A 22,731-nucleotide genomic window follows, 5' to 3' on the forward strand; every position below is an offset into this window, starting at 1 on the left:
TCTAGTTCTTTCAAACTAAACATACAAATCTATGGATAAGAAAAAATACTTACTACTTTTCTCACTCCTTTTTTGCATGCTCGCACCAAAAGTGATGCATGCACAAATTACCGTTTCTGGACAAATTAGAACGCGGACTGAACTGCGTAACGGACAAGGTCTTCCGCAAGTGCAAGATACCTCACGTGCACTATTCACCTCACAACGCTCCCGACTGAATGTTGGCTTTGCGGCACACCGTCTGAAAATATATACGTCAATTCAAGATGTTCGCGTATGGGGACAAGACCAATCACAAATCAATCGTACAACATCAGATGCGATCGATGGATTTATGCTGCACGAGGCATGGGCCGAAATTAGTCTTGTAGACACCGGTAAAGTAGTCAAGAACTTCGCATTGAAAATCGGACGTCAGGAACTTGTATATGATGATGCTCGCCTCCTGGGAAATCTCGATTGGCTACAACAGGCAAGACGACATGACGCGATGGTATTAAAATTCGATCATAGCGGATGGACTGCACATCTTGGTGTTGCATATAACCAAAATGCTGAAAGAAAATCAAACACATTGTACAACGGTACCCCTACCGCTGGCGCAGTAAGCACCAATGGATTAACGGCGCAATACAAAGCCATGCAATTTCTGTACGTCGGTCGCAAGCATTTCTTCGGAAATTCATCGTTCCTCTTTTTCAAAGATGACTTCAGTAAATTCCATTTTGCAGAGACCGATGTTGAGAAAAAAACACCGATCTATGAAAAAGGCGTGTGGAGCCGCTATACACTCGGCGGTAATCTTTTTGGAACAGCGAAACGTAAGCTCGGATTTGCGTTGAGCGCATTTTATCAATTCGGTCAATATCGTGAAGGAACGAAGCTCGATGAATATCTAGTCTCCGCATCGGTGATGTATTCCGCCGGCCGCAAGTGGAGCTTTGGTCCAGGTGTCGATATAACATCTGGAAACAACGGCACTGATCCAGCAGATAAATTTAAACGCTTTGATCCACTCTATGGAACTCCTCATAAGTTTTGGGGATACATGGATTACTTCTATGTAGCCGATGGATTTGGGTCAAGCGGTTTACAGGATTTTTACTTCAAAACAAAATACAAAGCTAAAGACAATTTGACTTTAACATTAGATGCTCATGAATTTGTATTACCCGCTGCGGTAAAAGCAAATGATGGCAAGGAGCTTTCTAAAAAACTAGGAACCGAACTGGATTTGATTTTCCAATATACGTTGACGAAGGCGATCACCTTTGAGGGTGGCTACTCAGCTATGTTTTCTACAGAAACGATGTCTTCACCCAAAGTCAAGAACGTGAAGAAAGCTGCTGATTTCTCTGATTGGGCTTACGTGATGATTAACATCAAGCCATCTGAAATTATCCTCAAATAAAAACCTTACGACAATGAAAAATATCAATATCAACATATCGAAATTTTTAGTTCTACTGTTTGCTCCACTCATGCTGCTAGTGTTCACAGCGGCAACGGTGAATGAATCATCAAACAGTGCTGCAACAACGACCTCACCCAGAGAAAAAGGTGATGTGATCAAGTTAGGATTTATTCCTTTGACCGATTGCGCACCAATCGTCATGGCAAAGGAGCTTGGATTGTTTACGAAGTATGGTTTGAATGTAGAGGTAACGAAAGAAGCTTCGTGGGCCAATGTGCGCGACAAAATATTAACGGGAGAACTCGATGGTGCTCATTGTCTTTTCAGTATGCCGTTTTCAGTGTACACGGGTGTTGGCGGTAAGGCCGGTTCAGAAATGAAAATAGCCATGGTCCTCAATAACAACGGACAGGCTATCACTTTATCAAAAGATTTCTGTGGTAAAGTAGGTTTCAAGCAAACCAATAAAGTGGCTGGCGTTGTTGCAGCAAAACAGAAGGCGGAAAAGGAAGTGACGTTCGCGATGACTTTTCCTGGCGGAACGCACGACATTTGGCTTCGTTATTGGCTTGCGGCAGCAGGTATAAATCAAAAAACATCGAAGATCATTACTATTCCGCCACCACAAATGGTAGCAAACATGAAAGTTGGCAACATGGATGGCTATTGTGTAGGTGAACCTTGGGGGGGAGTAGCTGTGAAGCAGAATGTTGGGTTCACAGAAATATCAACACAAGACATTTGGAAACATCATCCCGAAAAAGCGCTCGTTGTTAATAAGGGTTTTTCAGAAGGACGGCGAGAAGAATTGAAGCTCGTTATGAAAGCGGTGTTGGAAGCTTGTAAATGGCTTGACAATCGTGCTAACCGCAAGAAGGCTGCTGCCATTATTGGAAAGCAACAGTATGTAAACGCGCCTGCGGATGTAATCGAAGCACGTTTGATGGGTGACTATAATCTTGGTTGCGATCAAGGTACGCAGATCTACACGGATGATTATATGTTATTCCATCGTGGCGGTGATACAAACTTGCCGCGGAAATCACACGCAATTTGGTTTATGGCACAGTACATGCGTTTCGACTATTTGCAATCGGCACCCGACTACAAAGCTATTGCCGATAAGTTGATCATGCAGGATTTGTATATAGAAGTAGCGAAAAGCATGAACATTAAGATACCGGCTGATGATATGAAACCCTTCACCTTAACGATAGACAAAGCAGTGTTCGATCCCAATAGCCCGGGTGACTATTTAAAGCTGGCAAAAAAGTAAATGATTCCAACGATCAATTGATCTGTAAACTTTGTAACGCCTAGGTTCCTCTCGTCGAATGATGAGAGGCGCCAGGCACAAGAAACATGAAAAGAACAACAACACTTACAGCGACATTTACGCGTGATTGGTTCGGCGGTAGCAATGGTGAGACGACAAATGTTTTCGTAGCTAAGCTTATCTCGATAATAAAAGGCTTGGTGTTTAATGCACTTGGTTTTGGCATTCTTATAGGTATATGGTATCTCGTGAGTATCTTAACTGATGGTGAGTTGCCAACGCCTTACGCAACCTTTTTAGTCTTGTGGGAACTCATTAAAGATCCATTCTATGATTATGGCCCTAACGATAAGGGTATTGGTCTCCAGTTGGGAAGCTCTCTCTTGCGCGTTTTCTTTGGCTTTACATTAGGGGCAATCGTCGCCATTCCATTGGGAATTTTAATTGGAGCGAGTACAATATGTAAACGAATGTTCTATCCTATCGTGCAAGTACTGAAGCCGGTATCTCCACTCGCATGGTTTCCGATTGGTTTAGTGGCTTTTCAGTCGGCGGGATCAGCGACGATCTTCATCATATTCATCACGTCGCTCTGGCCAACGTTGATCAACACCTCTTTCGGTGTCGCGTCATTGCCTGACGATCACAAGAACGTAGCGAAGGCTTTTGGCTTTTCGAAATGGAAATATCTTACGAAAGTACTTCTTCCATTTAGCTTGCCGCATATCATTACTGGGCTGCGACTTAGCATTGGTGTGGCGTGGTTGGTTATTGTTGCTGGCGAAATGTTATCGGGCGGAATCGGTATCGGATTCTTTGTGTGGGACAGCTGGAATGCGCTGAGTCTCGAACGTGTGATCTCGGCAATTCTTATTATCGGTCTAGTGGGTCTTCTTTTGGATAGAGGATTTTCACTCATCGAAAAACGTGTAACGTACAGTATCTAACGAAGCGTAGCATGAGCAACTAAACAACATGTGAAAGATGAGCTATTTAAAAATTGAAAATATGGAAATCTCCTTCAACACGCCCAAAGGTCGCTTTGTGGCAGTGAAGGATGTAAACTTAGATATTGCAAAGGGAGAAATCGTTTCGATCATTGGTCATTCTGGTTGTGGTAAGTCTACAATTTTGAACGCCATCAGCGGAATGCTTTATCCAGCAAAGGGAACGGTAACTTTGGCCGGTAAGCAAATCAAAGGTCCAGGTCCTGATCGTGGAATCGTTTTTCAGAATTATTCATTACTTCCTTGGTTAACCGTGTACGAGAATATTTTTCAAGCCGTTGATGCAGCATTGGTGCTAACATCGAAAGCTGAGAAAAAAGAACTCGTGGAAAAATATCTGAAGATGGTGAATCTGTGGGAGCATCGTGAAAAGTTTCCAAAACAGATTTCCGGTGGAATGAAACAACGCACCGCCATTGCGCGTGCCTTCGCTATCAATCCCGATGTATTGTTGTTAGATGAACCTTTCGGAGCACTTGATGCACTTACAAAAGGATCACTTCATATCGAGTTGCTGAAAATGTGGAACCTGACACAACGGAGCAAAACGATTGTGATGGTTACACATGATATTGAAGAAGCGGTTTTTCTTTCCGATCGAATTGTAGTTATGAACAATGGACCTGCTGCGACGATTCGCGAAATTGAAGAAGTGAACTTGCCAAGGCCACGCAATAAGAAAGACATCGTGAACATGGAGGAATACAAAATTATTCGTGAGCGACTGTTGAGTTTGCTGATGGATAAAGTTGAAATTGACGAAAAGGATTTCTTCAAAGAAAAGGCGGCGTAGTCATACTGGTGATTATTGCTATGGAATGTTAGTATTTAAGGACTCGTTTTGATGCATTGTCATGGAAACGGGAAAAACATAAGATGAAGAGACACGCGGAAGAAAGTTTCAAAACAACCTGCTCCTACTGCGGAGTGGGTTGTGGCATTGTTGTCAAGAAAAATCGAAAAGGGAAGATCACTGTTGAAGGAGATCAAGATCATCCGGTGAACAGAGGAATGTTGTGTTCGAAGGGCATGAACTTGCATTACGCTATGCAAGATCAAAGTGACCGGCTACTCCATCCAGAAATGCGATGGAGCAGAAACCACCCTTACCAACAAGTAAGTTGGGACATGGCCTTGCAACGTGCTGCTGCTGTTTTTAAATCGATCATTCAAACCTATGGCCCCGACGCCGTAGGATTTTATGTGTCTGGGCAATGCCTGACAGAAGAATACTACATCGCCAATAAGCTGGTAAAGGGATTTCTCGGTACGAATAATATCGATACGAATTCAAGGCTCTGCATGAGTAGTGCAGTAGCAGGGTATACCAAGACGCTCGGTGAAGATTCTGTTCCCATTGCATATGAAGACATCGAGCTAGCAGATTGTTTCTTTATCGCGGGGGCAAATCCAGCATGGTGTCATCCGATTTTGTTCAGAAGAATCGAGGCGCATAAGCAAGCTAATCCCGACGTCAAAGTTATTGTCGTTGATCCGCGACGCACGCAGACCTGCGCAATGGCGGATTTGCATTTGCAAATTTCGCCGGGCACCGACATGTACGTGTATCATGCCATCGCTCGCATTCTCATTGAGAACGGTGATGTCGATTATAACTTTATTAACAACCACACTGAAGGTTTTGCGGAATACCGCGATGCTGTGTTCAACGTTACTGTTGAAGAAGCAGCGCGCATTTGTGATGTGCCCGAAAGTGACATCAGACTGGCCGCGTCATACATTGCTGCTGCAAAAGGTTTTTTGACTTTGTGGGCGATGGGATTGAATCAAAGCGTGATCGGCGTGAACAAAAATATCGCGCTGATTAGTTTGAATTTGATCACGGGGCATATCGGCAAACCGGGTTCCGGACCATTCTCTTTAACTGGGCAACCCAATGCGATGGGTGGTCGTGAAGTTGGCGGTCTTGCCACGATGCTTGCCGCACATCGTTCGTACGCAAATCCCGAACATCGGAAAGAGGTGGCATCGTTCTGGGGTGTTCCGTCAATTTCAGAAAAACCTGGACTCACCGCCACGCAAATGATTGAGGCTCTTGAACGTGGTGACTTGAAAGCAATTTGGATTATCTGTACGAACCCGTTGGTAAGTTTGCCTGATACGCGTCGCGCTGAAGCCGCGATGAAGAAAGCACGCTTTGTTGTTGTCCAAGATATTTCTCGTAAATCCGATACGCTGGATTTCGCCGATCTGATACTTCCTGCCGCGGGCCACTTCGAAAAGGAAGGAACAATGACAAATTCGGAACGTCGAATCAGTCATTTAAGCAAGGCTATTGATGCACCAGGTGAAGCATTGCCGGATGTAGAAATACTTTGCCGCTTTGCTAAAGCGATGGGCTTTCATGGGTTTGACTATAACAACGTCGACGAAATTTTCGATGAACATTGTCGCCTCACAAAAGGTACGAACCTTGATATCAGCGGACTGAACTATGCTCAGCTCAAAGAAAGCGGAACAATTCAGTGGCCTGTTCCGGAAAAGAATCACAAAGGAACCGCCAGACTTTTTACCGATAGTCAGTTTTATACACCATCAAAGAAAGCGAAATTTCATCCGTTGAATAATCCAGAAAATCAATCGGAGCCGTTGACAAGCGACTTCCCCTTGATCCTAACCACCGGACGAATACGCGATCAGTGGCATACGATGACCAAGACAGGAAAAGTCAATAAGCTTCGGCAGCACATCGACAAGCCGGTACTCGAAATTCATCCGCATGATGCCATGGTCAGAAATATCAAAGAGGGTGATGTAGTCGAGATCGATAATTTTCGCGGTACTGTTCGTGTGTCGGCAAAAATTTCAGAAGACATCAAGAAAGGTGTTGTTTTTCTTCCTATGCATTGGGGAAAAATTTTGCAAAAGGATTTGGCGCGCGCGAATAATCTCACCAGTCATTTGGTTGATCCGATCTCCAAGGAGCCTGACTTTAAATTCTCTGCTGTTGAAGTTCGCAAATTCGAAAAGCCGATTGAAAAAATTATTGTTGTTGGTGCAGGCGCCGCGTCGTATCGATTCTTGCAGACCTATAGAATGCTGAATGAACAAGACGAGATCTTAGTTTTTTCGAAGGAGAAAGATCCTTTTTATAACCGCGTACTGTTACCTGAATATGTAAACGATACACTATCATGGGATCGCTTGCAAAAATTCCAGAACGGTGAGTTTGAATCGTTGAATGTAAAACTTCACACGGAAAGGGAAATCGTCATGATCAACCGCACGCAACAGTATGTCGTTGATAATACGGGAAAGAAATATCCGTATGACAAACTCATTCTCGCTACCGGTAGTAGAGCACATATTCCTAAGGAAGCACCAGTGCATCTTCCAGGTGTGTTTACGATGCGCACAAGAAAAGATGCCGATGAGCTTAAGAAATTTTTGAAAGCGGATGGCCATGTGGCGATTATTGGTGGTGGTTTGTTGGGGTTAGAGCTTGCTGCATCGTTGCGTGAATTGGATGTTAATATTTCAATCATTCAATTGAGTGGTCGCTTAATGGAACGACAGTTGGATAACATGTCTGGCCAGTTGCTGCTTGAGATTGTAGAAGAGATGGGTATTCAGCCGCAGCTTCGCGATCAGGTGGAATCAGTGGAACAAGTGAAAGGAAAGAATCAACTAGCAGTTCATCTTAAATCAGGTAAGGTTCTCATTGTCGACGCGATTGTCTATGCTGTAGGTACTAGGCCCAATATTGAATTTGCAACGGAAGCAGGGCTTGATACCGCTAGGGGTATCGTTGTAAATGACTATATGCAGACAAGCGATCCAAATATTTTTGCGGCAGGGGAGATTGCAGAACATCGCGGCAAGCTGTTAGGCATTACGTCAGCTGCTGAGAAGCAGGCCGATGTATTGGCGCGCTTTATTTACGGCGATGTATTGAGCACGTATGAAGGTGCTACGCCGATGAACATTTTGAAATTCTCCAACCTTGATCTATGCTCTATCGGTATTGCCGAAATTCCGGTGAACAGTGAGGGATATGATGAAATTCTTTTCATCGATAAGTCGATGCGCTACTACAAGAAATGTATCGTCAAGGATGACAAGCTTGTAGGTGCCGTGTTGGTTGGTGATAAATCTGAGTTTGCTGAATTCAAAACATTGATTGAAAATCAGATTGAGTTGTCGGATCGTCGCATGCAACTACTTCGATCTGGGAAAAAGCAAGAGCCCGTTGTTGGGAAATTGGTATGTACATGTAACCAAGTGGGAGAGGGCAACTTGAAGAAATTGGTTGAAGGTGGTTGCAATTCGTTGCCAGAGCTTTGTCAGTCGTCGGGTGCGGGGTTAGGCTGCGGAAGTTGCAAGCCAGAGATTCAACGGATTTTGAAGGAACTGGAAGCAGTAAAGGTGGAGAACTAAACATTATAAGAAGTATCTTTAAGGAGTAATCGGCTGTTTGATATGACAATGGAAGCGAAAAAGAGTGATTTGATTAGGGCATTTGTGAAGGGCGGAATTTTATCTCCGGCCGATATGCTGAAGATCATGGACATCTCTCGGGCACTGGGCAACAAATTCGTGTTGTTTGGCTCACGCCAGGATATCATGTTCCCATCCAATGGTGCTGATGAAAAAGAGTTGGACCGATTGTTTCGTGAGATCCATATCGACTACGAACTTGGTAGCGACCAGTCTGTCCACCAAAACATCGTAAGTTCTTACGTTGCCGACAACGTCGTTGATACAACCAATTGGGTTAAAGAAGATACCTACCACTTTGTGATCGACAATTTCGATTACAAACCGAAGATCAAAATTAATATCGTTGACCCCGTTCAAAGTATTATTCCTTTACTAACAGGTGAAATAAATTTTATCGCATCGAAGGAGGAAAATTATTGGTACATGTATTTGCGTGATCCACGTAAAGGGAACTCTGTGGAATGCTGGCCAAAGTTGATCTTTACACAAGACATTGCGAAGGTCTCTAAAGCACTTGAGGAATTGTTCTTGAATTTTCAGCCCTTTGCACTTGATGAATTATTTGTCATCCTGCAGGGTAAAATGCGCATCAACTACCGCGCACTCACAGAGAAATTGAAATTTCCGGAAACAACGTTCCCATATTATGAAGGTCTCAATGCTATGGTGAATAACCAATACTGGTTAGGACTTTACTGGCGAAATAATCACTACGATATCGACTTCATGACGGCGGCATGTAGGCTTTGTCAAGAAACAAATATTGGGAAGATCAACATCATTCCATGGAAGGCGTTCATCATTAAAGGTATCAAGGCCACTGACAGAATACGCTGGCAGAAGTTAATGGGTAAATTCGGTATTAACGAGCGCCATTCATCGCTTGAATTGAATTGGCATCTTCCGGTAATCGATGCTGATGCACTTGAACTAAAAAGATTTTTGGTTCGTGAACTCGATCAGCAGGATATCAGTACACATGGTTTAACGTTTACCATTAAAATGAAACGCGATATGTTTTTGTTTACTTCCATTGTTATTGAAAGGAGTACGCAAAACGAAACCAGCGAACGTTATACGATCAAGTATGCGAAGAATTTTAATCCCAATAACATCACGTATCTCACGTATGCACGCGATGTGAAGAAGGAGATCATTCCAACATTGTTAATTGAATTAAGTAAGCTGTACTATCGACAACTCAATCCTGAGAAAGAACAGCAGGCGGATCAATCGAAGGAAGAAAAGAAAGTGAGTGCCGTAACAAGCTATCAGTGTACCAACTGTCTCTCCGTTTATGACAAACGCTACGGAGATGCTATTGCGAACATTCCACCAGGTGTTTCTTTTGAAGATCTACCCGAATCATATAAATGCCACGTCTGCGACAGTACGAAAAAATATTTCGTTGCTTTGCGTGAAGTTTCAGAAGTTGGAAAATAAAAGCGTAAATGTTGCGCTGTAGTTATAAATTACAACGCAACTAAAACTTACATATTTCTCCGGTATTGTCCACCGACTTCGAAAAGCGCTTTCGTGATTTGCCCGAGTGAGCACACTTTACAAGCTTCCATCAGCGATTCAAAAATATTTCGATTTTGAATTGCACTTTGTTGAACTTGCTCTAGCAAAGCCGTTGCGCGGTTGTTCGCGAAGGCATGAAGTTCACGCAGCATTTTAATTTGGTATTCCTTTTCTTCTGTTGTCGCGCGAATAACTTCCTGTGGGATGATCGTCGGTGATCCTTTTGAACTTAAGAACGTATTCACCCCCACGATTGGATATTCGCCGGTGTGTTTTTGCATTTCATAATACAAGCTTTCTTCTTGGATTTTTCCACGCTGATACATCGTCTCCATGGCACCCAATACGCCACCTCGTTCCGTAATGCGATCGAACTCTGAAAGCACGGCTTCTTCAACGAGATCGGTTAATTCTTCTATGATGAATGAACCTTGTGTTGGATTTTCATTTTTGGCAAGTCCAAGTTCTTTGTTGATGATTAGCTGAATCGCCATCGCGCGACGGACGCTTTCTTCTGTTGGCGTTGTGATTGCTTCATCATAAGCATTGGTGTGAAGCGAATTGCAATTGTCATAAATGGCGTACAATGCTTGCAGTGTCGTACGGATATCGTTAAAGTCGATTTCTTGCGCATGTAGTGAGCGCCCCGAGGTTTGAATGTGGTATTTCAACATCTGACTTCTTGCGTTGGCGCCGTATTTGACCTTCAGTGCCTTTGCCCAAAGTCTGCGCGCCACTCTTCCAATAACAGCGTATTCCGGATCGACACCATTGCTAAAGAAGAAAGATAAGTTCGGCGCAAATTCATTGATGTCCATCCCGCGACTTAAATAATACTCAACGTAAGTAAAACCGTTGGCCAACGTAAAGGCTAGCTGCGTAATTGGATTTGCACCAGCCTCTGCGATATGATATCCGGAAATGGAAACTGAATAAAAATTGCGAATGTTTTGATCGATGAAATATTGCTGTACATCGCCCATGAGACGTAAGGCAAATTCAGTTGAGAAGATGCAGGTGTTTTGCGCTTGATCTTCTTTCAAAATATCAGCTTGCACGGTACCGCGAACTTGCGCAAGTGTTTCCGTCTTAATTTTTGCATACACGTCGGCGGGAAGCACCTGATCTCCTGTTACACCGAGTAGCATGAGGCCCAATCCATCATTTCCTTTCGGGAGCGTACCTTGATAAGCGGGTCGGACTGCATTTTTTTCCTTGTACAGCGCATCAATTTTTTTCTGAACGTCAGCTTCAAGTCCGTTTTGCTTGATATAAATCTCACATTGTTGATCGATGGCCGCATTCATAAAATAGCCAAGCAACATCGGTGCAGGCCCATTAATCGTCATCGACACGGAAGTGCGCGGATCTGCAAGGTTAAATCCACTGTATAATTTTTTGGCGTCATCAAGGCAGCAAATACTCACCCCCGAGTTGCCGATTTTTCCATAGATGTCTGGGCGATAATCAGGATCATTTCCATAAAGCGTCACAGAGTCGAAGGCTGTAGAAAGACGTTTCGCGGGCATCGTGTGACTCACATAGTGGAAGCGGCGATTGGTTCTTTCAGGTCCGCCTTCACCAGCAAACATTCGTGTCGGATCTTCGCCTTCACGTTTGAAAGGATAGATTCCTGCGGTGTACGGAAACTCTCCAGGAACGTTTTCTTGTAGCGTCCACTGCAATAAATCACCCCAAGCTTCGTAGCGTGGAAGAGAGACCTTCGGAATTTGCAAATGTGAAAGTGACTCAGCATGTGTCTTGATGCCCAGCTCTTTGTCACGTACTTTGAATTTAAATACGGGCTCTTTGTATTGGCTTACTTTCGATGGCCACGATTCAATGAGCTTCCAATTCTTTGGATCAAGGTTTAATTTTAATCTATCAAATTCCGCTTGAAGCACTTTCGCAACATCGGCATTGTCACGTGCAATCGTGTCGATCGTTTTTTGAACGGCATACAATTTTTGTGCGGTATCTTTTTGCTCACGAACCCATCCGTCGTACTGACGATTATTTTCTGAAATCTCGCTGAGGTATCGTGTCCTGTTCGGCGGGATTACAAAAACTTTCTCTGACATTTCTCTCGTGATGGCAAACGTCGATTGTAATTTGCTAGACGTCTTCGAAGCAATTTTGTCCATCACTTGCTTGTACAACTGATTTGTACCGGGATCATTGAATTGCGAAGCAATCGTTCCAAATACAGGCATGTCTTCAACTTTACTATTCCAAAGTTGATGGTTCCGCTGAAACTGTTTTTTAACATCACGCAACGCATCGAGTGCACCGCGTTTATCGAACTTGTTCAAAGCAATAACATCGGCGAAATCGAGCATGTCAATTTTTTCGAGCTGTGTTGCTGCACCATATTCTGGCGTCATTACATACAACGAAACGTCGCTATGGTCAAGAATTTCGGTGTCGCTTTGACCGATACCCGAAGTCTCCAAGATGATTAAATCATATTGTGCTGCTTTCAATACTTGAATCGCCTCTTTCACGTACGCAGATAGTGCAAGATTGCTTTGACGTGTAGCCAACGATCGCATGTAAACGCGCGGGTTGTTGATGGCGTTCATCCGAATGCGATCACCCAATAGTGCACCACCAGTTTTACGTTTCGATGGGTCTACTGAAATAATGCCAAGTGTTTTATCCTTGAAGTCGATCAGGAATCTTCTCACGATCTCATCAACCATCGATGATTTCCCCGCACCGCCTGTGCCGGTAATACCGAGGACAGGCACCGATGATTTTTCTGCAAGAACTTTTACTTCGTTGAGAATATCTTTATTCTGATCATAAAAGTTTTCGGCAGCGGAAATAATTCTCGCAATTGCGACGGGATTCTTAGTGGTCAGGGCATCAATTTCTTTTTTCGAAATTTTTTCACCCGTAGGATAATCACTTTGCTGCACTAAGTCATTAATCATTCCTTGCAATCCCAATGCGCGACCATCGTCGGGAGAATATATTTTCGTGATACCATACGCCATGAGATCTTTTATTTCTTCCGGTAGAATCACCCCCCCGCCACCACCGAAGATTTTGATGTGACCTGCGCCCTTTTCTTTCAGCAAGTCGTACATGTATTTAAAATATTCGTTGTGACCGCCTTGATAGCTGGTCATCGCGATGGCTTGGGCATCTTCCTGAATTGCAGTATTCACTACTTCTTCAACACTTCGATCGTGGCCAAGGTGAATCACTTCACAACCCGTGGCCTGAATGATGCGACGCATAATATTGATCGCAGCGTCATGTCCATCAAAAAGACTTGCCGCGGTTACGATGCGAACTTTATTTTTCGGCTTATAGGGCTCCGGTGCAGCATGACCGGCGAGACTTTGTTTTTTATCTTGTTTTGAAGCGGAAATCGTTTCTGTACTCATGATCCAGTTGTATGGGTACAAAAATAAATAGAAACTGTTGAATACCTAACGACTATTAGGAAAAGCGTTATGGTCTTGCTTTACGGACCCGTCGAACATGAAACCAATGGTTGTCAACGATAAAGGGTTTGACAGTTTGGACAGAAGAAGCTTCGTCGTTTTGCTTTGCCTGTATATTTCTTGATCGCTGGTGTGCTGCATCGAGGGCATTTCTTTTTCGTAAAAATGAGCCAATGCTTCTTCAGCTCAAATTTCTTTTTCCATCTCAGAAAGTCGAAACTATAATTACGTGCCTCGTTGATCATGGCGGTGAGCTTGCGTGGTGGAAGCGCCTCTACCATACTTTCGGGATGAATCATCACGCGAAAAAGTACCTCGTTCTTAATGATGTTGCCGACACCCGAGAAAATATTTTGATCGAGTAACGCATCGCTTATCATCATACCTTTTATGCTTTTCAACTTCTTTCTTGCACGCGACGCATCCCATCGTGTTGACATTACGTCGGCAGACCAATCGTAAACGTCGCCTAATTTGCCGTCAATCATTCGTATCGCGCATGCATACAAATTAATCTCATGGCCACCCTCTAATATTAAACTCAGCTGAGGCGATCCACTTTTTTCTCCATCGATTCTGTAGCTGCCAAACATCAAGAAGTGCACGCGAATGGTTGTGTCGGGAAGGATGATTAAAAAATGTTTTCCCCAAGTCTTGAACTGTTTTATTGTCTTTCCAATGAGATCATGTTTGTCGATTTTGGATATCCCTTTCGCGGCGATAATCTGGAGCCCCTTGAGATGTTTGATCTCATCCTTTAAAATAGCGAGTGAAGGACCTTCCATTTAATTCTTGTTTTCCTTGTAACGAATCCCGAGACAAATGATAAGTATGTTGAGCACAATAGACGTAGCGTTGGTGATGATAATTGGGAGATCTTCACGGAGTACGCCGTACCAGATCCAAAGCGATAATCCAACGAACAGGGTGAGCAGGTATACGATCGAGAGGTCTTCGGCTTTTTTATTTTTTACAATTTTGATGAGTTGTGGAAGTAGCGACAGCGCGGTGAATACGCCGGCAATAATCCCGATAATTTTGATGAGTTGCTGGTCCATCATGTCGTTGATGTAAACTTGGTGCCACGGTGTGAATGCTTATCTTTAGTGAATGGAGACAATACAAGAGAAAATTCTCGTGAGTGATTCGATAGGAGAGATCTCACTGGAAACATATATGCTTGCTTCGCCACGGTTGGTGATGACGCTCGCCCACGGTGCCGGCGCCGGCATGCAGCATCGGTTCATGGCATCTCTTTCGAAAGCGCTTGCTGAGGTCAATGTCGCGACGGTGCGTTTCAATTTTCCGTACATGGAGAATGGGAAGAAACGCCCTGATGTTCCCGCCGTAGCGGAAAAAACAATTGGTGCAGTGCTGCAGCATGCGGCTTCGAAGTATCCGGAAATACCCTTGTTTGCCGCTGGAAAATCTTTTGGCGGAAGAATGACTTCGCAGTTTCTATCCAAGCAACAATTTGATCGCGTGCGTGGAGTTATATTTTATGGATTTCCGTTACACCCTGCTGGTACGCCTGCGATCACGCGCGCGGAGCATTTGAGCAATGTGAAGCTCCCGATGCTTTTCTTGCAAGGCACGAAGGATACGCTTGCTGAAAATAGTTTGATCGAGAGCGTGTGCAGCAAGCTTCAAACGGCAACACTCGACAAGATTGAAGGTGCTGACCATGGTTTTATGATCTCGAGGAAAGAGCGCATCGATATTCTTGTTGACAGAACGGTGCAGTGGATTGAAAGTAGATTTCAACTGCTCGGTTAAGGAACACAATAGCGGACCCACGAGAACGCGACGCGGTCGTTCAAATAGTTGATGTTGTCCTCATGCGCATAGGCCTCGCGTTCGAAAGGAATCGATCGATAAGATTTGTCGTGATTGTGGCCCGCCAGTCGTGCGGCGACATAGAATAATCCATACAACAGCCAATGGAAAATAAACAGCAACTCCAGTTGTTGTAAGAAATGAATCTTCTCATGACGAATTAGCGAAGAATCTTTTTTCTGCGGATCATATATCCAAATGAAAATAAAGAACGAAAAACCGCAATACGATTTAAAGATTTTTCGCTTGGTATATAGGACTACTGGAAGCATGGCTTAGTAACGACGAACTGTTTAAAATCGTTGCAATTTCTAAATCATGGAGGAACCATGGTGGCCAATATTTGAGATGAGTTTTCGTCTTGCGATGAAGTGTAAATTTCGCGACCTTTGCTATTCCCCAAAATGTCGGTATGAAACCAAGAGCAATTTGTTGTGCAAAAACGATTGTAAAAGATCCAGTAAAAACCAAGCCTGCTGTAGATGTCGATGTTTTATCGTCGATCGATCCAGCTGTCATGGAGGATTCCTTTGTATACGTGCATTGTTATTTTGACAACCAGTCTGAAGGATCGTTAATTCGGATTTGGCGTACAACGTTCCTCGTCGACGCAGGTTCAAACGCGAAATCTAAATTGGTTCATGCTGAAAATATTTCGTTCGCGCCACAATGGACGATGATTCCTGATTTTCGGAATTACTCATTCTTGCTGATTTTTACGGCACTTCCGAAATCCTGTAAGCAGTTCGACCTCATCGAACAGATTCCCCAGCCAGGTGGCTTTCTTGTGAGAAATATCCACAGGAATGAGCAGGATGTGTATCACATTAACATTTAAATCGATTGAAGGCCGGTTGTTCCTCTGGCATGAAGTTTTTTAACTCGAAGCAAGGAACAACCACTATGAAAACAGTTTACTACAAAGGCAAGTCGTATACCTATAAGGTAATGGGCGACGTGAAAGATGAACGTCAATTTTCTTTGTATAATAATGATGGATTACTCATGCACTTCGTTGCTGAACGCGATCTAGATAAAAGACCTTCTCTCCTCTCTAACATCGTCAGCCTTTATTACAAAACAATTATGGAAGAACAGCCGTCGATGTTTTAAAGTCGACAGCTGTTTACATTATTCTTTTCTTCGAAGTGCTTCTTCGAGTTGCTCGATGCGTTTTTGGAATTCGAATTCGCGCCGACGAAACTCTTCTTGCGTCGCTTCAAGCTCTTCCATGTTTTGACGCATCTCCTCTTCCTGTGCGCGAAGTTCTTCTGTCTGTTCTTTCGCCTGTTGGAGCAGCAGCGTTGTCTTATGACTTAAGTTCACCGCGTGGATATTCAAAGCAATAACGCTCGAAACTTTATCTAAAAATTCGGTAACAGTAGCAGTAATTTCTGTTAAGAAAGCAATCTCAACAACGCCCAAAATGTCACCATCATCCGTCCTTAGCGGAAGCAGCAGTAACCTTGCAGGTGTTGCTTCACCCAATCCAGAAGTGATTTTGAGATAATCTGTCGGAATATTTGTGACAATTTTCCGCTCACCGTCTTTGTAACTCGCGCCAATCAATCCCGCGCCGATTTCTATTCGCTCATGTTTCTTATGCTCGCGATTAACGCCGTAAGTTGCCAGCACTTCAAGGTGTTCATCACTTGGATCTTCACGATTCACGACAGTCATAACACCTTGCTGCGCGCGAACGTATTTGAGAAGCGCTTTTAATACTTCATGAGAGAATTCGTTGAGGCTTCCTTTCTGTTTGCTGATAACGTCGCTGATGTGTGCAATGCCTTCGGAGATCCAGGCTTGAATTTTTTCTTGTTCCGCTTTCTTTATAATCTCAGCATTCTGTTTTTTTACTTCGCTGGTTTGCTCTTCAATGATCGCTTTCAATTCGGCTTGCTGACGTTTCGCTTTCCTTCGCTGATAGCGGAACAACCAGATTGCGCCACCAACAATTGACACGACGAGGAGTGTATTGAACCACCATGTTTTCCAAAACGGTGGAACAATGGTGATGTGTATTGAAGCACCTTCTTCGTTCCACACGCCGTCGTTATTCGAAGCTCTCACGCGAAAGGTATATTCGCCAGGACTCAAGTTGGTATAAGACACCTTTCGCTCGTTACCAGCATCGATCCATTCGTCCTGAAAGCCTTCCATTATATATTGGTACCGATTTTTTTCAGGTTGACGATAGTTCAGCGCTGTGAATTCAAACGAGAATATATTCTCTTCGTAGCTAAGCCTAATATCTTTCGTAAAAAGAATATGTTGTTTTAATATTTCTTTTTCGCCAATAGGAACAGGCTTGTTGAAAAGCCGGAAGTCGGTGATGTAAACGGGAGGCTTTTTCTCATTGCCTTTTATCGCTGACGGATCGAACATGTTAAATCCATTTGTTCCACCGAAGATGAGTTCGCCGCGTGTTGTTTTGTAGAATGACCATCGCGTAAATTGATTGCCTTGCAATCCGTCACTGACAGTAAAATTTTTGAAAGTTTTCTTTTCAGGATTAAAACGACTTAATCCTTTGTTGGTACTTAACCATAATTGTTGTTGTCCGTCTTCAAGTATGCCGACTACAGCGTCGTTAGGAAGTCCGTCATGTGTTCGATAAGCTTCGAATGTTTTTGTCTTTCGGTCATAACGATTTAAACCTCCACCGTCGGTACCGATCCAAACTCTGTTTTTACTGTCTTCGAATATGACAAAGATTGCGTTTGAACTTAATCCTCCTGGCTTGCCGGTGGCGCGGATAAATTGAAAAGTCTCAGTCCGCGGGTCCATGATGATAAGTCCATTGCGTTCCGTCGCGATCCAAATCATCCCTTGCCTATCTTGATACAAGAATCCAAGGGGAGACGCTGGAATAGATTGCGGATTACTCGGGTCATTGACATAACGGGTGAAATCGTCTGTCGCCGTATTGTATCGGTTTAGACCTCTCCCGTAAGTAGCAATCCAGATGTTGCCATCGTTGTCTTTCAGCAGATCGAAAATATTGTTATCACTCAAGCTTCTTGGATTGCTAGGATCGTGTAGATAATGTCGCGTCTTATTTGTTTTCGGGTCGAAACGATGGAGACCATCTGCCCAATTGCCCGCCCAAAGTTCACCGTTGTTGTCGAACTCAATCGCCAATACTTTGTCATTGGAAAATAATCCTTTAGCCACAGCAAGATATCGTCCTGTCTCCCGATCTAATCGGTTGATTCCACCACCATCCATACTGATGTACAATTGTCCTTGCTGATCTTCGACATAGTTCGTCACAGTGTTATTTGCAATACTGTAAGGGTCGTGATTAAGATGTCGAATATGAGGGAATCCAAATTTACCTTTATCATACACGTTGATGCCACCGAATCGCGTGCTCGCCCACATGCGCTGGTCGTTGTCGAAATAAATTCCCGTAATGATATTACTGGACAACGTGGTTTCATCTCCTTCAACTTTTCGATAGTTGGTAAACGTTCCATTAGCGTTCATTTTCGCAAGTGCGCCATCCGTGGCAAGCCATAGCGCGCCAGAAGCATCTTGTGCAATGGCATAGATGTAATTGTTGCCGAGTGATGTTGGGTCCGCAGGATTGTGTTGGTACCGGGTTACCGTACCATCTTGTGGATTGAGTTTATTTAGGCCAGTGTCAAACGTACCAACCCATAGGCTATTGCTCTGATCTTCATAGAGCGAAATCAAATTATTACTACTTAAGGAACGTGGGTTGGTCGGATCATGCGCGTAGGTAGTGAAAGTATTTTCATCGCTGTTCAACATGCTTACGCCGCCGTCAGTTGCCACCCATAGTCGGTGTTGATGATCTTCTAACACATGTCGGACAATTTTTCCAGCAATACGATTGGGTTGCCCAGCAACAGGTAAGAAATGTTTAAAACCATTGATCGCCGAATCATAAAGATTTAATCCCGCACCGGTGCTAACCCATAGTCGCTTTTTAGAGTCGAAAAAAACAAACGTTACTTCATTACTGGTTAATGAATTGGCATCGAGGCTGTCATACAAAAATCGCGTGAACTGGTTTTTGTTCCGGTCATACATGTTCAGTCCTCCCAATGTAGCGAGCCAGATGTTCCCTGATTGATCCTGTGTAATCCATTTGACATTGTTATTGCTGATCGACGTGGAGTCGCGTGGATCATTTCGAAACACCGTGAAAGAATAGCCGTCGTAAAGATTTAATCCATCTTCGGTGCCGATCCAAATAAAACCATAACGGTCTTGATAAGCAGCAGCGGCATTTCCCTGCGAGAGCCCTTGTTCAACACCGAAATGGTCAAACCGCATGTCTTGAGCAAGGCAAACTTCGGAGAAGCAGCAGCATAGGACGACGAGAAATTTGAAGAGGGGAGTGTTTTTTTTCGAGCGATGGAAATCTGAATTTGATCGCATGGAATAAGAACTGGTTATGGATAATATTACTAAAAAAAGAACTTGAAATGAAGGGAATCGAATGATTTCAATCGATGACGTCTTTTTTATTGATGCTGCCTTTAGCTTGATTCAACAAGTGTCGCTTTCACAAAATGGTACTTAGAAAATGATTAGTAGTTGGTGTTGCCGCACAAAAAGTAATCAAGGATTAATTCATTTTTTTAATTTCGGGTATCCCGGCCGTTGTACGTCCAACGGCGTATCTGTAGTCGCAATGAAATTTTATTTTTTTGTTTTGGTTGGTTACCTAAATGTAGTCACAGTAGTGGCTCAGGACTGTGAGTTGAAAAAGGTGAAGGATGGAATCTCTGTTTATACGTGCAAAGCGAAAGACTCGAAGTTGAAGTCAATTCGCGCGGAGTTGAAATTATCAGGGAAGACATTAACAGACTTAACGACGCTTCTCGATGATATCGATAGCTACAAGTATTGGCAGTACAAGATGATAGCGTCGCAAGTGCTAAAACGCATTAGTGGGGAAGAGGTAATTTATCGGACCGTCGTGGAAGCGCCATGGCCCGCATCGAATCGGGAATTGATCGTGCACAAAAAGCTGACCCACGATGAACCAGCCAAGACGTTGTTGATAGAAGTAAAAACAATCGACTATGCGTATCCTGTTGACGATGACCTCGTGCGGGTGCCGTATCAACTTGCCGTGTGGCATGTAACGGAAGTTGCCGATGGATTAAACATTGTTTACACGTTGTCGGTCGACCCTGGTGGATCGATACCCGCTTGGATTATTAACCTGGGTGTTGCCGAAGGGCCTTTTCATTCTTTCGGGAAATTGAAAGAGAAACTGGGAATCCGTTAGTTGTACCCATACCAACGCGTGGATAATCCAACTAATAATTATCTTTGCGTCTTGAATCCCCAACGTATGCGATTATCATCCATTTACCTCTTCATTGTATTCCTGTTCACTGGCGTTGCAGCCTGTAGTGTTCTTCAAAAGAAAGATGTTGAAAAGGAGGCGCGTGCTTTTTTGACTGCATTTCAGAATAACTTATCTAAAAGTGATGCTGAAATTCTGAAACAGTTCGATACGCAGCAATCCGCGGAAGCTATTCTTGCCGCGATTCGCATTTTGCAAAACAAAGAAAATGAGTTCTTGAAATGTAGCGTGAACTTTGAAAATGCGGAGCTGGTATTCGATAAAGGTATCGTGAACGTGTTGGCACCCGTAAGTTTTCATTCTGAAAAACTCGCACAGGAATACGCCGCTGAAAGTTCTGTTAAGATGATTTTGAAACCCAAAGATGGTAGTTATGTGATTAGCACGTTTGACGCTGAGGCTTTTTACAAAGCTTTTGCAGACTTGCGTATCGAGGCAGAATACAGCGTCGAACAGGCACAAGCGCTGAAGGTACGTCAACCTATTTTTGCGATAGCGCAAGCGTTACAGCAGAAATTTGATTCTGTTGTGTGGTATGCGACGTATAATCAAAAGCGCTATTTCTATGTGGTTGAGGGTGTATGGGAAGTTGATGGTGAGAAAAAATCCACAGACTATACTATGGGATTAGTTGACGATGCAGGTACCGTGATTATTCCCGTTGAATATCAACTCATCGGAACGATTGGATTTGACCTTCCCAATATTGTTGAAGTAAAGAAAGATGGAAAGGTGGGATACTTCGATTTAGTATCAAAGAAACTTTTACTGGATACCGATCACGATTTGATTATCCCTTACAAAGAAGGAAAAGCAATGGCTATTGTGAAATCTGATACAACGTATGGCTGGATTGACAAGGACTATTCCTATCAAGCTGGGCTTCCTTCCGAGGCTGCGCAGCAATGGGTCAACACTTTTGCGTTCATACCAGATAATTTAAAATTTAAAGGTGATAGCCTTTATGCTTACTGTGAAATTCCACGTGAGCCAAGCATCGGTTACGGCATCTTGATTCCGCCTTCATATTTGGTGAAGTCTGGATTGCTCGATGAAAAAATTGAAGGGATTTCCACGACGCCTTTCCCTTACGCAGGTTGGACCGACTACGTTGAGACAAAAGGTACGAAGGTCCAATCGATCACCGACAAAATTAGTGCCGTGATGACGTCCATCACGGAGCGATACATCGAGGGGCGCGAAGAATTCTATACGTACGACCGTGTTGTTTTCGTGGGACCACAGCATGATACTTTGGAGATCGACAATGTGGCCAATGCAGGTGAAGTGAACTTTAAAAGATTAGATGACCGTCTTTTGGAGGTTAGCTATGAAGGCGCATATTCAGAAATGGATGGTGAGTATTGGGACGAGTACAACCTGTTCAAGTACGACTATTTCGAATTAGGTCCCGACACACAAATGAAGCGACTGAAATCAAATCGAGATTTCGCATTCACGCAATTTGTCAAGATGGATAGCACGTACCTGACCGGAGATTTTTTGGTGTATGAAGATGGCGAACAAAAGAAGCGTACTTTTCTGTCGACCGCTACCATTGAATACATACGCGCCGAGATTCTTGCAACGTATGGATTTATCTTTCCTGAGGATGGCGTGAAGCAGCGCTTTGAGTATCGTGATTGGTATAATCCTCGTTACGAGAGCATCGAAGCTTTTCGCGAAGACATGACGGAAATCGATCGCTACAACCTTGATTTCCTCGATAAGATTTTGTCGCTGATGCAGAAACCTGTGTAATGCAGCGCGTTCTTAAAATCGGAAGCTATGTATTGTTTGTAATTGTATTGTTATTGGCGATACTGCTAACGATTAACACACTGACGTATCTAAATTTCGATTCGCGTTATAGCTTTTTACGAATAAAGCAGGAAGCAATTGCCACGGGATGGTATCTTCCTGCTTACTACGCCCATGTTCTTCTCGGCGGACTCATTTTGCTATCAGGATTTTTTCAGCTCTATCCGAACGCTTATCGCAACTTTCCAAGTGCACATCGGCGCCTTGGCTACTTCTATGTGATGGGGATTTTATTTTTTGCCGCACCAGGCGGGTTAGTCATGAGCTTGTTCATCGGAAGAGGACCGGTTGTTCTGACGAGTTTTTTACTTCAGACGGTGTTGTGGTTCACGTTTACTGCGATTGCTTTCGATCGTATCCGCAAACGACAGATCGATGCTCATCGAGAATGGATGTGGCGCAGTTTCGCACTCACATTTGCTGCAGTAACATTGCGCATTTATATCTATATATTTTCGTGGAGCTTTGAACTTGCTCAACCGTCTGCTTATGCCGTGTTTTCCTGGTTGAGTTGGGTTCCAAATCTAGTCGTTGTAGAATTATTTCTTCGCTCGAAGAGACGCACAATCCGGTATTGATACTGC

The 22,731-nt window shown here is 43.6% G+C and carries 17 protein-coding genes; 12 read left to right on the plus strand and 5 right to left on the minus strand.

Translation table 11 applies throughout. The annotated features are described in order from the left end of the window. Positions 1–31 precede the first annotated feature (31 nt). The 6 genes from DQQ10_RS16105 (at position 32) to DQQ10_RS16130 (ending at position 9,601) form a co-directional block, all read left to right on the plus strand. Positions 32–1,411 carry an alginate export family protein gene (locus DQQ10_RS16105; protein ID WP_112747913.1) on the plus strand — a complete coding sequence of 460 codons (1,380 nt, stop codon included), beginning with the start codon at positions 32–34 and terminating at the stop codon, positions 1,409–1,411. Between the two features lie 13 nt (positions 1,412–1,424). Beyond that, on the plus strand, positions 1,425–2,690 hold the full coding sequence (locus DQQ10_RS16110; RefSeq protein ID WP_245970438.1) for a CmpA/NrtA family ABC transporter substrate-binding protein: 1,266 nt from the start codon (positions 1,425–1,427) through the stop codon (positions 2,688–2,690). Between the two features lie 86 nt (positions 2,691–2,776). Then, positions 2,777–3,637, plus strand: coding sequence for a nitrate ABC transporter permease (ntrB, locus tag DQQ10_RS16115; protein WP_112747914.1), 861 nt, complete (start codon positions 2,777–2,779; stop codon positions 3,635–3,637). Positions 3,638–3,674: 37 nt separating this feature from the next. After that, entirely contained in the window at positions 3,675–4,490 is an 816-nt protein-coding gene (locus tag DQQ10_RS16120; protein ID WP_112747915.1) for an ABC transporter ATP-binding protein, read from the plus strand. 83 nt (positions 4,491–4,573) lie between these two features. Next, the gene (locus tag DQQ10_RS16125) at positions 4,574–8,095 is read left to right on the plus strand and encodes a nitrate reductase (RefSeq protein WP_112747916.1); all 3,522 of its coding nucleotides are present in this window, start codon (positions 4,574–4,576) and stop codon (positions 8,093–8,095) included. Between the two features lie 42 nt (positions 8,096–8,137). Next, positions 8,138–9,601, plus strand: coding sequence for a rubredoxin (locus DQQ10_RS16130; RefSeq protein WP_245970440.1), 1,464 nt, complete (start codon positions 8,138–8,140; stop codon positions 9,599–9,601). A 47-nt stretch (positions 9,602–9,648) separates the two neighbouring features. Here the strand turns inward: DQQ10_RS16130 and DQQ10_RS16135 are convergent, their stop codons facing one another. The 3 genes from DQQ10_RS16135 to DQQ10_RS16145 form a co-directional block, all read right to left on the minus strand. After that, positions 9,649–13,077, minus strand: a complete 3,429-nt coding sequence (locus tag DQQ10_RS16135) for a methylmalonyl-CoA mutase family protein (RefSeq protein ID WP_112747918.1) — start codon at positions 13,075–13,077, stop codon at positions 9,649–9,651. Between the two features lie 113 nt (positions 13,078–13,190). Continuing rightward, the gene (locus tag DQQ10_RS16140) at positions 13,191–13,922 is read right to left on the minus strand and encodes an endonuclease (RefSeq protein WP_112747919.1); all 732 of its coding nucleotides are present in this window, start codon (positions 13,920–13,922) and stop codon (positions 13,191–13,193) included. Next, the gene (locus tag DQQ10_RS16145; RefSeq protein WP_221409747.1) at positions 13,923–14,198 is read right to left on the minus strand and encodes a SemiSWEET family sugar transporter; all 276 of its coding nucleotides are present in this window, start codon (positions 14,196–14,198) and stop codon (positions 13,923–13,925) included. It lies immediately after the preceding gene. A 49-nt stretch (positions 14,199–14,247) separates the two neighbouring features. On the opposite strand from DQQ10_RS16145, the gene DQQ10_RS16150 reads away from it, so the two are divergent. Beyond that, positions 14,248–14,913: an alpha/beta hydrolase family protein gene (locus DQQ10_RS16150; RefSeq protein WP_221409748.1), complete on the plus strand. Its 666-nt coding sequence runs from the start codon at positions 14,248–14,250 to the stop codon at positions 14,911–14,913. Here the strand turns inward: DQQ10_RS16150 and DQQ10_RS16155 are convergent. Next, positions 14,910–15,245 carry a hypothetical protein gene (locus DQQ10_RS16155; RefSeq protein ID WP_112747921.1) on the minus strand — a complete coding sequence of 112 codons (336 nt, stop codon included), beginning with the start codon at positions 15,243–15,245 and terminating at the stop codon, positions 14,910–14,912. The genes DQQ10_RS16150 and DQQ10_RS16155 overlap by 4 nt on opposite strands. A 140-nt stretch (positions 15,246–15,385) precedes the next feature. Here DQQ10_RS16155 and DQQ10_RS16160 point away from each other — a divergent pair, with 140 nt between their 5' ends. Further along, complete coding sequence (locus DQQ10_RS16160) at positions 15,386–15,811, plus strand: hypothetical protein (protein WP_112747922.1); 426 nt, start codon at positions 15,386–15,388, stop codon at positions 15,809–15,811. Between the two features lie 65 nt (positions 15,812–15,876). After that, on the plus strand, positions 15,877–16,086 hold the full coding sequence (locus DQQ10_RS16165; RefSeq protein ID WP_133259675.1) for a hypothetical protein: 210 nt from the start codon (positions 15,877–15,879) through the stop codon (positions 16,084–16,086). Positions 16,087–16,104: 18 nt separating this feature from the next. On the opposite strand, the gene DQQ10_RS16170 is transcribed toward DQQ10_RS16165, so the two are convergent. Beyond that, the gene (locus tag DQQ10_RS16170) at positions 16,105–19,281 is read right to left on the minus strand and encodes a ligand-binding sensor domain-containing protein (protein WP_165823963.1); all 3,177 of its coding nucleotides are present in this window, start codon (positions 19,279–19,281) and stop codon (positions 16,105–16,107) included. A gap of 361 nt (positions 19,282–19,642) precedes the next feature. Between DQQ10_RS16170 and DQQ10_RS16175 the strand changes: the two genes are divergently transcribed. The 3 genes from DQQ10_RS16175 to DQQ10_RS16185 all read left to right on the plus strand — a co-directional run bounded on the left by DQQ10_RS16175 (position 19,643) and on the right by DQQ10_RS16185 (position 22,725). Continuing rightward, positions 19,643–20,245, plus strand: coding sequence for an START domain-containing protein (locus tag DQQ10_RS16175; RefSeq protein ID WP_165823964.1), 603 nt, complete (start codon positions 19,643–19,645; stop codon positions 20,243–20,245). Positions 20,246–20,311: 66 nt separating this feature from the next. Further along, on the plus strand, positions 20,312–22,087 hold the full coding sequence (locus DQQ10_RS16180; protein ID WP_112747926.1) for a YARHG domain-containing protein: 1,776 nt from the start codon (positions 20,312–20,314) through the stop codon (positions 22,085–22,087). Then, positions 22,087–22,725 (plus strand): DUF2306 domain-containing protein, encoded by a 639-nt coding sequence (locus DQQ10_RS16185; protein WP_112747927.1) that lies wholly within the window; start codon positions 22,087–22,089, stop codon positions 22,723–22,725. The genes DQQ10_RS16180 and DQQ10_RS16185 overlap by 1 nt, the downstream gene beginning before the upstream one ends. The last annotated feature ends 6 nt before the right edge of the window (positions 22,726–22,731 follow it).

Source organism: Pseudochryseolinea flava, from assembly GCF_003286915.1.
Taxonomy (GTDB): Bacteria; Bacteroidota; Bacteroidia; order Cytophagales; family Cyclobacteriaceae; genus Ohtaekwangia; species Ohtaekwangia flava.

Excerpts from the sequence above, each read along its gene's own strand:
- DQQ10_RS16105 (WP_112747913.1), top strand. The coding sequence starts at position 32 with ATGGATAAGAAAAAATACTTACTACTTTTCTCACTCCTTTTTTGCATG.
- DQQ10_RS16110 (WP_245970438.1), top strand. The coding sequence starts at position 1,425 with ATGAAAAATATCAATATCAACATATCGAAATTTTTAGTTCTACTGTTT.
- ntrB (WP_112747914.1), top strand. The coding sequence starts at position 2,777 with ATGAAAAGAACAACAACACTTACAGCGACATTTACGCGTGATTGGTTC.
- DQQ10_RS16120 (WP_112747915.1), top strand. The coding sequence starts at position 3,675 with ATGAGCTATTTAAAAATTGAAAATATGGAAATCTCCTTCAACACGCCC.
- DQQ10_RS16125 (WP_112747916.1), top strand. The coding sequence starts at position 4,574 with ATGAAGAGACACGCGGAAGAAAGTTTCAAAACAACCTGCTCCTACTGC.
- DQQ10_RS16130 (WP_245970440.1), top strand. The coding sequence starts at position 8,138 with ATGACAATGGAAGCGAAAAAGAGTGATTTGATTAGGGCATTTGTGAAG.
- DQQ10_RS16135 (WP_112747918.1), bottom strand. The coding sequence starts at position 13,077 with ATGAGTACAGAAACGATTTCCGCTTCAAAACAAGATAAAAAACAAAGT.
- DQQ10_RS16140 (WP_112747919.1), bottom strand. The coding sequence starts at position 13,922 with ATGGAAGGTCCTTCACTCGCTATTTTAAAGGATGAGATCAAACATCTC.
- DQQ10_RS16145 (WP_221409747.1), bottom strand. The coding sequence starts at position 14,198 with ATGATGGACCAGCAACTCATCAAAATTATCGGGATTATTGCCGGCGTA.
- DQQ10_RS16150 (WP_221409748.1), top strand. The coding sequence starts at position 14,248 with ATGGAGACAATACAAGAGAAAATTCTCGTGAGTGATTCGATAGGAGAG.
- DQQ10_RS16155 (WP_112747921.1), bottom strand. The coding sequence starts at position 15,245 with ATGCTTCCAGTAGTCCTATATACCAAGCGAAAAATCTTTAAATCGTAT.
- DQQ10_RS16160 (WP_112747922.1), top strand. The coding sequence starts at position 15,386 with ATGAAACCAAGAGCAATTTGTTGTGCAAAAACGATTGTAAAAGATCCA.
- DQQ10_RS16165 (WP_133259675.1), top strand. The coding sequence starts at position 15,877 with ATGAAAACAGTTTACTACAAAGGCAAGTCGTATACCTATAAGGTAATG.
- DQQ10_RS16170 (WP_165823963.1), bottom strand. The coding sequence starts at position 19,281 with ATGCGGTTTGACCATTTCGGTGTTGAACAAGGGCTCTCGCAGGGAAAT.
- DQQ10_RS16175 (WP_165823964.1), top strand. The coding sequence starts at position 19,643 with ATGAAATTTTATTTTTTTGTTTTGGTTGGTTACCTAAATGTAGTCACA.
- DQQ10_RS16180 (WP_112747926.1), top strand. The coding sequence starts at position 20,312 with ATGCGATTATCATCCATTTACCTCTTCATTGTATTCCTGTTCACTGGC.
- DQQ10_RS16185 (WP_112747927.1), top strand. The coding sequence starts at position 22,087 with ATGCAGCGCGTTCTTAAAATCGGAAGCTATGTATTGTTTGTAATTGTA.